The organism is Streptomyces sp. NPDC087844 (assembly GCF_044742785.1).
Classification (GTDB): Bacteria; Actinomycetota; Actinomycetes; order Streptomycetales; family Streptomycetaceae; genus Streptomyces.
In genome coordinates, this window is the sequence record NZ_JBIUVD010000010.1 from 100,643 (window position 1) to 112,866 (window position 12,224).

Here is a 12,224-nt window from a genome sequence, read left to right on the forward strand (position 1 = left end):
CCTCTGCCTTTCGGTCTTCGGTCTTCGGTCTTCGGTCCCCGTCTTCTCGTCGTCAGCCGGACCAGGTCCACTCGGCGACCTCGGGCAGGTCGGTGCCGTGTTCGCGGATCCAGGCCTCGTGGCGGGTGTGTACGTCGGCCATCCGCTGGCGTACGGCAGCGGCGCGCACGGCGAGGCCCGGGACACGGTCGATGACGTCCATGACGAGGCGGTACCGGTCGAGGCCGTTGCGGACGACCATGTCGAAGGGGGTCGTGGTGGTACCCGACTCGCGGTAGCCGCGCACATGGAGGTTGGCGTGGCCGGTGCGCCGGTAGGCCAGCCGGTGGATCAGCCACGGATAGCCGTGATAGGCGAAGACCACCGGCTTGTCCGCGGTGAAGAGGGCGTCGTACTCGGAGTCGGCCATACCGTGCGGGTGTTCACCCTGTGGCATCAGCCTGGCCATGTCGACGACGTTGACGACACGGACCGCCAGGTCGGGCAGGTGGGTGCGCAACAGCGCGGCGGCGGCGAGTACTTCCTGGGTGGGTACGTCGCCGGCGCAGGCCAGCACCACGTCCGGTTCGCGGCTCCCGTTCTCCGTGCCGGCCCACTCCCAGATGCCCGCGCCCCGGGCGCAGTGGGCGCGGGCCTCGTCCATGGACAGCCAGTCGAAGCAGGGCTGCTTCCCGGCGACGATCACGTTCACGTGGTCGCGGCTGCGCAGGGCGTGGTCCGCCACGGACAGCAGGGTGTTGGCGTCCGGCGGCAGATAGACCCGTACGACCTCCGGGCTCTTGTTGAGGACGTGGTCGACGAAGCCCGGGTCCTGGTGGGAGAAGCCGTTGTGGTCCTGGCGCCAGACGTGCGAGGTGAGCAGGTAGTTGAGGGAGGCGAGCGGCGCCCGCCACGGCAGCTCCCTGGACGTCTTCAGCCACTTGATGTGCTGGTTGACCATCGAGTCGACGATGTGCACGAACGCCTCGTACGACGAGAACAGACCGTGCCGGCCGGTGAGGAGATAACCCTCCAGCCAGCCCTGGCAGAGGTGTTCGGAGAGCACCTCCACCACCCGGCCGTCGCGGGCGAGGTGTTCGTCGGTGTCGAGGGTCTCCGCCTGCCAGGCCTTGCCCGTCGCCTCGTACAGCGCGCCCAGGCGGTTCGACTCGGTCTCGTCGGGGCCCACGACACGGAAGTTCCGCTGCTCGGCCGTGTCGGCCATGATGCGGGCGAGCATCCCGCCGAGGACCCGGGTGGGTTCGTGGATGCTCGCGCCGGGCTTGTCCACGGGGACGGCGAAGGCGTCCAGGTCCGGCATGGGCAGCGAAGTAAGCAGCAGACCGCCGTTGGTGTGCGGGTTCGCGCCGAGGCGGCGGGAACCCTCGGGCACACCGTCGAGGACGAGGCGGGTGGGACGCCCCTCGGCGTCGAACAGTTCCTCGGGTCGGTACGAGCGCAGCCAGGCCTCCAACTGCCGCAGGTGCTCGGGGTTCTCACGGACACCGGCGAGCGGGACCTGGTGGGAGCGCCAGGTGCCCTCGACCGGCTCCCCGTCGACCTCGGCCGGGCCGGTCCAGCCCTTCGGGGTCCGCAGGACGATCATGGGCCAGCGGGGTCGCCCGCTCCCCGCGCCGTCGCTCGTGCCGCCGCGGCCCCTGCCACTTCGTCCCTTGCCGCTCTGCCCCTTGCCGCCCTGGCCGGTCCTCCCGCCGCGGGCCTCCTGCTGGATCCCGGCGATGCGGTCCAGCGCCTGGTCCATCGCCTCCGCGAGTTCCCGGTGTACGCGACGGGGGTCGTCGCCGGACACGTGGATGGGGTCGTGTCCGTATCCCCGCAGGAGTTCGTCGAGTTCGGCGCGCGGCAGCCGGGCGAGCACGGTGGGGTTGGCGATCTTGTACCCGTTGAGGTGCAGGACGGGCAGGACGGCGCCGTCGTGCACCGGGTCGAGGAACTTGTTGGAGTGCCAGGAGCCCGCGAGGGGTCCCGTCTCGGCCTCGCCGTCCCCGATCACACACGTGACCAGCAGGTCCGGGTTGTCGAAGGCCGCCCCGTACGCGTGGGCGAGCGAGTAGCCCAGCTCGCCGCCCTCATGGAGGGAGCCCGGGGTCTCGGGGGCGACATGGCTGGGGACTCCGCCGGGAAAGGAGAACTGCCGGAAGAGGCGTTCCATGCCGGAGGCGTCCCGGGTGATGTCCGGGTACGTCTGTGTGTAGCTGCCCTCCAGCCAGGAGTTCGCAAGGACCGCGGGGCCGCCGTGGCCGGGGCCCCACACGCAGATCGCGTCGAGGTCGCGCTCGGCGATGACGCGGTTGAGATGGGTGTGCACCAGGTTGAGGCCGGGCGAGGTGCCCCAGTGTCCGAGCAGCCGCGGCTTGATGTGCTCGGGCTTCAGCGGCTCGGTCAGCAGCGGGTTGCCGAGCAGGTAGATCTGACCGACGGCCAGGTAGTTCGCGGCACGCCAGTGCGCGTCGAGCGCCGCCATGCGGTCCTTGGCCATGGTGAGGGACTCCTGTTCCGGGGGTTCTGAAGGTTCCGGGGTCGCGGTGGCTCCGGGATTCCAGGATTCCAGGATTCCGGGATTCCGGGATTCCGGGGGATGCGACGCGGGTTCCACACGGGGCTCCGATCAGTCGTGGAAGGACACGTTGTTCGGCCGTTCGTGTGCGGGACCGGCGGATCTCGGCCGCGGTCATCGTCAGCCGCGGTCGCTCCTGGCCGCGGTCGCTCCTGGCCATGGTGGTCGTGTCCGGTGGTCGGCCCTCTCCGGACGGCCCCCGTGTCGCTCGCACCGGCCGCCGGCCGGCCGGAAGTGGCGATACCGGCCCCTGGAGGGATCCGTTCGGCCTACACGGGGCACACGCACGGTGTACGGCGGTGGCTCGGGCGGCGCGGCACGGTCGCGGGTGCTGAGGAGGCGGGACATGCGGACGCGGGAACAGCGGGCGAGCGAGAAGCGGGCGCGGGTGATCGGGCGGCGTTGGCGGCACAATCCGCTGTGCCGTCGCGCGGACGTGGTGGAGGCGTGGACCGCGCTGGTCGTCTCCGTCGTGCTGTGGGCCGGTGCGCCGCTGGCCGGGCTGGCGGCGGGCTGGTGGGCGTACGGCGGAGCGCGGTCCACGGCGACGGAGCAGCGGGCCGAACGCCACCGGGTCCTCGCGGAGATCGTCGAGGGGAGGCACGCCTCCCCGCCCAGCGGCGAGGGGGACCGGCGGCCGGTCAAGCGGGTGAGCGTCCGCTGGACCGAGCCGGGTGAGCGGACGCGCACGGGTGAGACCCGGGTGCCCGCCGGAGCCGGGGTCGGCGACCGCACGTACATCTGGCTGGACCAGCAGGACCGGATCGTCCCGGCCCCGACGAGCGGCACGGTGGTCTGGCAGCACACGCTGGCGGTGGGTGCCTGTGCCGCGGGGGTGGCCGCGGCCGGCGTGCTGGCGCTGCACGCCCTGATACGCCGGGTCGCCGTACGCCGCCGTCTGGCCGAGTGGGAACGGGAGTGGGCGCGTACGGGGCCCGAATGGGCGCGGCACCGGACCTGACGGGCGGGGGCGGCCCCGGCGGGCGGCGAAAGCGGTCCGTCCGTCCACGGGGACCGGGCCAACCACGCCAGTGGCAGGTCCTGTTGGCCGTTGTCGCCGGTCGGCTCCCCGGCCGGGCCCGCAGTCCAGTCAGGTGAGCAGGTAAACAGGCAAGCCTCGACGGGGTCGCTCAGCGTGCCGACGGGCGCCACCTCGTGCGGGGCAGGTCCCGGACACCCCAACTCAGCTGCACGGCAGAGGCGTTGGGCCGAACCACCGGGCGCGATGTCGAGGGCGTCGCGGGCCGTCCTCGTGCCGGGGCCGCCCCGGTAGCGGTCGAGGCGGAGGGCTCCTCGGGTCTTCGACCACAGGGAGGCGTGGTCCGTCGAGTCGGCCCCCGGCCCGCCCACGGCGGCGACCCTGCCGTCAGCGCGGCCAGGACCGTCGGCCGGTCCGTGGACATGGCCTGGCGGCCTTCGGACACCACCCGTACCGTGTGGATCATCCGCACCCTTATCCGTAGCAAAGGCGGTCTTCCATGGCCTTGTTCGACCTTCCTCTCGATCAACTGCGGACCTACCGCAGCGCGTCCGTGGAGCCCGAGGACTTCGACGCCTTCTGGGGAAAGACGCTGGACGAGGCGCGCGAGCACGATCTGGGCGCCCGCTTCGAGCCGGTCGAGACGCACCTGCGGAACGTCACGGTGTACGACGTCACGTTCGCCGGGTTCGGCGGTCACCCGGTGCGGGGCTGGCTGACCCTTCCGGCCGGGGCGGACGCGCCGCTGCCCGCGGTCGTGGAGTTCATCGGGTACGGCGGCGGACGCGGTCTCTCGCACACGCATCTGCTGTGGGCCTCGGCCGGGTTCGCGCACTTCGTGATGGACACGCGGGGCCAGGGCGGTGCGTGGGGCGGCGGCGGTGACACCCCGGACCCGGTGGGCAGCGTGCCCGCGTATCCCGGGTTCATGACGCGGGGCATCGACGCTCCCGAGAACTACTACTACCGGCGGGTGTTCACCGACGGGGTACGGGCCGTGGAGGCCGCGCGTTCGCATCCGCTGGTCGACGCCTCGCGGACCGCGGTCGTCGGTACGAGTCAGGGTGGCGGTATCTCGATCGCGGTGGGCGGGCTGGTGCCGGATCTTGTGGCGGTAGCGCCGGATGTGCCGTTCCTGTGCGACTACCCGCGCGCCACGAGGCTGACGGATCGCGATCCGTATCGGGAGATCGGCAACTATCTCAAGACGCATCGCGGGCGTACCGAGTCGGTGCTGCACACGCTGTCGTACTTCGACGGGGTGCACTTCGCCGCGCGGGGGCGGGCGCCCGCGCTGTTCTCAGCGGCGCTGGAGGATCAGACGTGTCCTCCGTCCACGGTGTTCGCGGCGTTCAACGCGTGGGGGCATGCGGACAAGGGGATCGAGGTCTACGACTTCAACGACCACGAGGGTGGGGGGCCTTATCAGGAGGCGGTCAAGTTGGCTTGGCTGCCTGCGTATTTCTGAGCGGGTCTCGTGCTTGTTGTTGTGGGCGGGGCGTCGGGGTTGTCGGGTCGCTGCGGGCCGGCGAGGCCGGTGGGGGCTTGTCGCGCCGTTTCCCGCGCCCCTGGGGAGCAAGTCTGCCGACGGATGACGGAGGAGCCATGTTTCAGGTTCAGGGGCGCTGCGAGACACGTTTCGCGGCTGTGCGTGACGCGTTCGAGGTCAACTTTCGCGATCGCGGGGAGCTGGGCGCGGCCGTGAGCGTCACGGTGGGTGGCGAGGTCGTCGTGGACCTGTGGGGCGGCTGGGCCGACGCGGCCGGGACGCGCGCCTGGGAACGGGACACGCTCGTCAACGTGTGGTCGACCTCGAAAGGGCCGACGGCGCTGTGCGCGCACATCCTGGCCGACCGCGGGCTGCTCGATCTGGACGCCCCGGTGGCCGCGTACTGGCCGGAGTTCGCGGCGGCGGGCAAGGAGTCGGTGCTCGTACGGCATCTGCTGTCGCACCGGGCGGGTCTCGCCGGGCTGCGCGAGCCGCACTCGCTGGAGCAGCTCTTCGACTGGGAGCTCACCACGAAGCGTCTCGCGGCGACGGAGCCCTGGTGGGAGCCGGGGACGGCGTCGGGCTATCACGCGCTGACGTACGGCTTCCTGGTCGGTGAAGTGGTGCGCCGCGTCTCGGGGTTGCTGCCGGGCGCGTTCCTTCGGCGGGAGGTGACCGGGCCGCTCGGTATCGACTTCACCATCGGGCTGCCGGAGGAGGAGGCGGGGCGCGCGGCCGAACTCGTGCATCCGCCGGCCGCCGAGCCGAGCGAACGAGCGGCGATCTTCAGCCAGTTGACACCGGTGGCGCTGGCCGCGCTGACGAACCCGGCGGCGGGCGCGCCCGAGGCCGGCACGGCGGCGTGGCGAGCCGCCGAACTCCCGGCCGCCAACGGGCACGGCACGGCCCGTGCGGTCGCCGCGCTGTACGGGATCTTCGCCGGCCGGGGCTCGTACGGGGCGCACCGCGTCCTGTCGCCCGAGGCCGCCGAGCGGGTCCGCGAGGGACAGGGCGCCTGCCGCGACCTGGTGCTGGGCGCCGGCTTCGAGAGAGAGACGGAGATCGGCCTGGGCCTGTGGCTCAGCGGCTCCAACCGCTCCTACGGCCCCAACCCCCGGGCTGTCGGACACGACGGCTTCGGCGGGTCCTGCGGTCTGGCCGACCCGGAGGCGGGTGTCTCACTGGGGTACGTCATGAACCGTATGGGGCCGCGCATCGCCGACGACCCACGGAAGACGGCGCTCGTCGACGCCCTCTACAGCGCGCTCTGAGGGCGGGGCCGGACGGGCTGGAATCGGCCGATCCACGGGGACGCACTTCCAGCATGGTTTAGACCAATGCTAGAGATGGTGGCGTACGAGGAACCGCGCCTTCACAGCCCCATGACCAGGGCTCCGGGGGGCGCGGGTCCACAGCCCGCACGGCTACGTCTTGTCACAAGGGGAGCGCGGACATGGCCCGCAGCACCACGCACGATGAACCTCAGCCGCTGTACTCGCGGATCGCCTCGGAGTTGCTCGGGGCCTTGCGCGACGGATCCGTTCCGCCCGGCGAACGGTTGCCGGGCGAGCGGCAGTTGGCCGCACACTTCGGAGCCAGCCGGGAGACGGTCCGGCAGGCCCTGGACATCCTTCGCCGGGACGGTCTGGTCTCCACCGACCGGCGCGGCACCCATGCGAAGCTGCCCGGCCTGCCGGTCGGGCATCTCCCGTCGCTCGGTTTTCCGCTCGGCGCCGACACGAGGCCGTCACGCGCCGCCGACCGTGCCACCGTGACCTGGGAGACTCCCCCGCCGGACCACGCGGCGGCGCTGGGACTGGCCCCGTGGCGGCCGACGCTGGTGCACCGCTACGAGTCCGCCGCACCGGACGGGCACGGGCGGCGGACAGCGATGACGTCGTTCTCGGCGGTCGCGCTCTCGGAGGTCGAGGAACTCGCCCGCTACCGCGACCGCGCCGACGGTACGTCGTCGGCCCAACTGCGGCGCGTGTACGACTGGATGCGCCGGGCGGGGCTGACCCTGCACCACCGCGACTCCATCACCGGGCCCGGCGACGCGGCCTCGGTGCGGGTGACGCGGCGGGTGCACGACCAGTACGCCCGGCCCCTGGAGATCACCGATCTGGTGGTGAACGCACAACAGGAGGCACTGGTCTACGAGTTCACGCTCCCGGCGGTCACCGAGCCGCACGGGTCGTAAGGGCCGGCCAAAAGACGCGCGGGGGCTCCGGCCGGCGGGTGTGGCGGTCAGCGGGAACCAGGGGCGCCGACAGCCTCGCGGTGCTCGTCCTCCTGTCCGGCCGGGGCGCGCTGCGGCAGTTCGGCACCCTCGATGTCCACGTCGGGCGTGACCCGGTCGAGCCAGCCCGGCAGTCCCCAGGCGCGGCGGCCGATGAGCGCCATGGTGGCCGGGACGAGGGTCATCCGGACCACGAACGCGTCGACCAGGACGCCGAAGGACAGCGCGAAACCTATGGACTTGATGATCGGGTCGTGGTTGAAGACGAAGCCGCCGAAGACCGCGACCATGATCAGTGCGGCGGCGCTGACCACCCGGCCGCTGCGCGCCACGCCGTGGACGATGGCCTCGGACGTGCTGCCCGTCCGCTCGTAGTGCTCGCGCATCCGGCTGACCAGGAAGACCTCGTAGTCCATGGCCAGCCCGAAGAGGACGCCGATGAGCAGGACGGGGAGGAAGCTGGTGACGGGTCCGGCGGACGGGATGTCGAGGACGCCGTTGAGGTGACCGTTCTGGAAGACCCACACGGTGGCGCCGAGGGACGCGGCGACCGACAGCAGGAATCCGAGAGCGGCCTTGACCGGAACCAGCAGGGACCGGAAGGCGATGGTCAGCAGGATCAGCGCCAGGATCACGATGATGGCGATGAACAGTGGCAGGGCGTCGGACAGTTTGCCCGCGACGTCGATGGCCGCGGCGGTGGCGCCGGCGATGTAGAGGGTGCCGCCCGCCTTGTCGACGCTGGGCGCGTTGTCCCGCAGCCGGTGCACCAGGTCCGTGGTGGCCTGGGCGTCCGGGCCGGTCCTCGGCACGACCGCGACGACCGCGAGACTGGAGTCCGGGTTGGTCACCGGCTTGGCGACGGCGGCGACTCCGGAGTCACCGGCCAGGCTCGTACGCAGCCGGGTGAGTGTCTCGGTGCGCTCCGCGGCCGGTATCCCGCTGGTGTCGACGACGGCGGTGACGGTCGCGTTGAAGCCGACTCCGAAGCCCTCACTCAGCAGGTCGTAGCTCTTGTGCTGGGTACTCTCGACGGGCTGGGAGGCGTATCCGGGCAGGCCGAGACGCAGATCGCGGGCCGGCAGGGCGAGCGCGAGGAGACCGACCACACCCACCAGGAGAACGATCACGGGCTTGCCGGTGACCAGCCGGGCCCAGCCCAGGGCCCAGGAGCCGGGGGCGCGCTCCGAGCGGCGGGGGCGCGGGCGCAGCCGCTCACCGAGCATCCCCAGCACCGCGGGCACCAGGCTGATGGCGATGAGCACGGCGAGCAGGACGGTCACGGCGGCGGCCAGGCCCATGATCGTGAGGAACGGGATGCCGGTGACCGCCAGCGCGGAGAGCGCGATGATCACGGTCGCTCCGGCGAAGACGACCGCACCGCCCGCGGTGGCGACGGCCCGCGCGATGGAGTCCTCGACGTCCATGTCGGGGTCGGCGAGCTGCTCTCGGTGGCGGGAGAGGATGAACAGGGCGTAGTCGATGCCCACCGCCAGGCCGATCATGAGGGCGAGCACGGTGGCGGTGCTGGTCATCTCCACGAAGCGGGAGACGAACTGGACGCCCAGCACGCCGATCGCGACCCCCACGACGGCGGTCAGCAGCGGGAGTCCGGCCGCGATCAGTGAGCCGAGCGCGAGGGCCAGGACGGCGAAGGCGATGACGACGCCCACGATCTCCGCGGGGCCGCCGACCTCGGTCTGAGGCTGCATCGCCGAGCCGCCGAACTCGACTTCGAGACCGGCGTCCCGGGCCTGCTCCATCGCGTCCGACAGGGCGTCCTTGGACGTCTCGGGCACGCTGTCGGCCGCCTGGCGGAACAGCACGTCGGAGTAGCCGATGCGCCCGTTCTGCGAGACCGTCCCGGTCCCGGCCGGATCGGAGACGTCCACCACGCCGGGCACCCCCGCGGCCTTCTTCAGGCTCGCGGTGAGGGCCGCCTCGGCCTTGGGCTCACTGAGCGTGTCTCCGTCGGGGGCGGCGAACACGACCCGGGCCACCCCGCCCGCGGCGGCCGGGAACTGCTCCTTCAGCAGTTCCTGGGCCTTCTGGGACTCGATCCCCGGCACCGAGAACTCGGTGCTCACCTTGCCGTGCAGGGTGATTCCGAGGCCTCCGACCACGGCGAGCAGCAGCAGCCAGACGGCCAGGACGCGGCCCCGGCGGCGTACCGCCCATCGTCCCAAGGTGTACAGGCGTGACGCCATGAACCGTCTTCCTCCCTCTCCCCGCAGACCCCGGTCGGACCGCGACATCTCTACATCTTAAAGCATTTTTACAGTCCGATGTAAATTAGCTAAGGGTGGTAAAGTGCGGTCATGATGAGTGACGGCCTACGGGAACGCAGCAAGGCGCGACGTCGGGAGGCAATCGTCCGCGCGGCCTACGAGCTGTTCGCCGACCGTGGGTTCGAGGCGACGACGATCGCCGACATCGCGGCGGCGGCGGAGGTCTCACCCCGTACGGTGACCCTGTACTTCCCGTCCAAACTGGAACTGGCGATGTCGGAGTTCGACTCCGTCACCGACCGGGTCAGGACCGCCGTGCACGACCGGGAGCCCGGCCTGACGATCCTGGACGCGCTGGAGCGCTGGCTGCGCGAGGAGATCGCCGACCCCAGGGGCCTGGCGGATCTCACCGACCGCGTGTTGGAACTGAACCCGCAGTTGCGCGCGGTCGCCGAGGCTCGGCTGACGGAGGTCATCAAGTTCGGCGCGCAGATCCTCGCCGAGGAGCAGGGCAGCTCACCCGAGGACTTCGGACCGCGCATGGCGTCGGCCGCCGCGGCCGCGGTCGTCAGTGAAGTGTGCTATCGGCCCCAGGAAGCCGACATCGACACGGCGATGGCCTTCCTGCGCGCCGGACTCGCGACCCTGCCGCCCGGCCCGGCCTCCTGAGGGACACGCCCTGCGACCGCCGTCGGCGGGCGGTCACACGGGCACCGCTCTCTTGAAGTACAGGCGCACGACCGAGCCCGCGGGATCGAAGGTCTCCGTGAGCAGATCGCTCAACTGACGCACCACCCACATCCCGTGGCCGCGCTCGGCCCGGCGGTCCGGCGGCAGATGCCCGGGGAAGGGCGGCGCCCGGGTCGGTCCGGCCGTACCGATGTCGGAGACCTCGCAGATCACGTACTCGACGTCGTTGCGCAGGCGCAGAACCCCTCGGCCGCCCCCGTGGCGCACGGAGTTGACCATCACCTCGTGCACCGCTGCGACCATGTCGTGCGTCCGCTGCTCGGGCACTCCCAGGTCACGGGCGTAGCTGCGCAGGGCGTACCGTACGTGCGCCGACCGGTCGCGGCCGAAGGGGATGTCGTCACGGCCGGCGGGCAGTTCTTGGGGGTCCGCCGCGTCGCACTCGGCGGAGAAGTCGGCCGGGTCCGCGTAGCGGTCGCTGGCTGTCGCCTCGCCTGCCCCCAGGGCGAGTTCGGGGTGGGTGCGGGTCGCCGACCGGACCACCGCGGCCGGCAGGACCCGGGTGTCGTACGGGCAGAGTATCCAGTGGCCGGTGTCCGCGAAGGCCACGTTGAGCAGGGATTCGTAGCGCATCCACTCACGTGTCTCGAAGTCCGTGCGGCCCCGCCAGACGGGCTCGCCGATGATCCGGACCCGGGTGGGGCGGCCCGCCCCGTCCGTGTCGTGCTCCGCGCAGTAGGTGTGGTAGCGGCCCAGGGTGCGGGAGGGGCAGCCGTACCAGTCGTCGGCGCGGACGAACTCCACCTCGTCCGAACGGCGGCCGAGCGCCCGGCCGAGGAGGCCGATGTTCCGGGGCGCGAGGACCGCGAGGACGGTGTCGTCGGCGTGCACGCCGTCGAGGGCGAAGGTGGCCGCGCCGTCGAGGAACTCCTCGTCCGATCCGTAACACAGCGCCTGGTGGACGAACCCCGGACGGGTCATGGAATCGCTCCCTCCCTCACGTCGCCCGGGTCGAGGCGCAGACCGGGAATCCTGTCCCAGCCGGTGACGCGCATGAGCCGCTGGATGTGCGGGGCGACGCCGTGCAGGACCAGGGTGGCGCCGGAGGTGTGCAGGGACAGGGCCGAGAAGACCAGCAGGCGCAGCGCGCCGACGTCGATGAACGCCAGCTTGCGCAGGTCGAGCCGGATGCTCGTGCCGTTGACCGGACGGGCCCGGGCGCGGGTGGTCTCGGCCCGCAGGGCGCGGGCCAGGGCCGTCACGTTCGTGTCGTCCACCTCGCCGTCGAGCGCCAGGCCCGGCGGGGCGAAGGTGCGGGTGATGGAGAGCAGTTCGTCGCGCCACACCAGGTCGGCGGCGACCCGCCCGTGGTGCAGCCCGTCGAGCGGGGCAAGTTCGACGTCGTCGAAGACCCTGCGGTCGTACTGGCAGATCCCGAGGACCGGCAGGGACGCGAAGACGGGTTCCAGGAGGAGTTCGCTGTCGTGCAGCGTCTTGAGCCCCTTGCCCGCCTGGCCGCGCATGATCTCCATGCTGACGCGCAGGCCGAGATAGCCGTCCCCGACCGCACGGCGTGTCTCGCGGCGGATCACCTCGTCGAGGTCCCACAGCCCCTCGGGCGTCCCGAGGTGCGGGTCCACCGTCAGCCGGCCGGCTGCGAGTTCGTCGTCGACGGCACAGCCGCGGGACTCCAGAAAGGTGAGCGCGAGCTCGGCCGGCAGATCGGCCGGGCCCAGCACCAGCCCCCGGTGCCCGCTGGCGAGCCCGTCGAGGAGGAACGCGGCGACCACGGTCTCGCGCTCCTCGTCCGCGTCGTAACCGAGCAGCAGGTGGTCTCCGGCGCGCATCCCTCCGACCGCTCTGAGCGCGGGCACAACTTCCATTTCCCGCACCTCCCAGATCTCCCGCTCGGTGTGCCGGAACACCTCCACGCTACGCCCGTCGGCACCTCTGCGAGAGGATGAGTACCCGATTTCCGTCACTCCGCCGGGACTCGGACACGGGCGTCGCCGAGCGTTAGGGTGACCGCCATCGGTCGGGGT

General features: G+C 71.7%; 9 protein-coding genes. 5 read left to right on the forward strand and 4 right to left on the reverse strand.

The features are described from left to right. Positions 1 to 52 precede the first annotated feature (52 nt). On the reverse strand, positions 53 to 2,554 hold the full coding sequence (locus tag ACIOKD_RS20900; RefSeq protein ID WP_402086418.1) for a phosphoketolase: 2,502 nt from the start codon (positions 2,552 to 2,554) through the stop codon (positions 53 to 55). A gap of 349 nt (positions 2,555 to 2,903) precedes the next feature. Here ACIOKD_RS20900 and ACIOKD_RS20905 point away from each other — a divergent pair, with 349 nt between their 5' ends. The 4 genes from ACIOKD_RS20905 (at position 2,904) to ACIOKD_RS20920 (ending at position 7,225) form a co-directional block, all read left to right on the forward strand. Continuing rightward, positions 2,904 to 3,518 (forward strand): hypothetical protein, encoded by a 615-nt coding sequence (locus ACIOKD_RS20905; protein WP_402085939.1) that lies wholly within the window; start codon positions 2,904 to 2,906, stop codon positions 3,516 to 3,518. Between the two features lie 517 nt (positions 3,519 to 4,035). Beyond that, a complete protein-coding gene (locus tag ACIOKD_RS20910; RefSeq protein ID WP_402085942.1) occupies positions 4,036 to 5,004 on the forward strand; it encodes an acetylxylan esterase in 969 nt (322 codons plus the stop codon). 137 nt (positions 5,005 to 5,141) lie between these two features. After that, positions 5,142 to 6,296, forward strand: a complete 1,155-nt coding sequence (locus ACIOKD_RS20915) for a serine hydrolase domain-containing protein (protein WP_402085945.1) — start codon at positions 5,142 to 5,144, stop codon at positions 6,294 to 6,296. Positions 6,297 to 6,478: 182 nt separating this feature from the next. Beyond that, positions 6,479 to 7,225, forward strand: coding sequence for a GntR family transcriptional regulator (locus ACIOKD_RS20920; RefSeq protein WP_402085948.1), 747 nt, complete (start codon positions 6,479 to 6,481; stop codon positions 7,223 to 7,225). A 47-nt stretch (positions 7,226 to 7,272) separates the two neighbouring features. Here the strand turns inward: ACIOKD_RS20920 and ACIOKD_RS20925 are convergent, their stop codons facing one another. Further along, on the reverse strand, positions 7,273 to 9,471 hold the full coding sequence (locus ACIOKD_RS20925; RefSeq protein ID WP_402085950.1) for an MMPL family transporter: 2,199 nt from the start codon (positions 9,469 to 9,471) through the stop codon (positions 7,273 to 7,275). Positions 9,472 to 9,582: 111 nt separating this feature from the next. On the opposite strand from ACIOKD_RS20925, the gene ACIOKD_RS20930 reads away from it, so the two are divergent. After that, entirely contained in the window at positions 9,583 to 10,161 is a 579-nt protein-coding gene (locus tag ACIOKD_RS20930) for a TetR/AcrR family transcriptional regulator (RefSeq protein WP_402085953.1), read from the forward strand. Positions 10,162 to 10,194: 33 nt separating this feature from the next. Here ACIOKD_RS20930 and ACIOKD_RS20935 read toward each other — a convergent pair whose 3' ends face one another. Together ACIOKD_RS20935 and ACIOKD_RS20940 are read right to left on the reverse strand one after the other, a co-directional pair. After that, positions 10,195 to 11,163 carry an anti-sigma factor RsbA family regulatory protein gene (locus ACIOKD_RS20935; RefSeq protein WP_402085956.1) on the reverse strand — a complete coding sequence of 323 codons (969 nt, stop codon included), beginning with the start codon at positions 11,161 to 11,163 and terminating at the stop codon, positions 10,195 to 10,197. After that, the gene (locus tag ACIOKD_RS20940; protein WP_402085959.1) at positions 11,160 to 12,065 is read right to left on the reverse strand and encodes an MEDS domain-containing protein; all 906 of its coding nucleotides are present in this window, start codon (positions 12,063 to 12,065) and stop codon (positions 11,160 to 11,162) included. Before ACIOKD_RS20940 ends, ACIOKD_RS20935 begins: the two co-directional genes overlap by 4 nt. Positions 12,066 to 12,224: the final 159 nt, after the last annotated feature.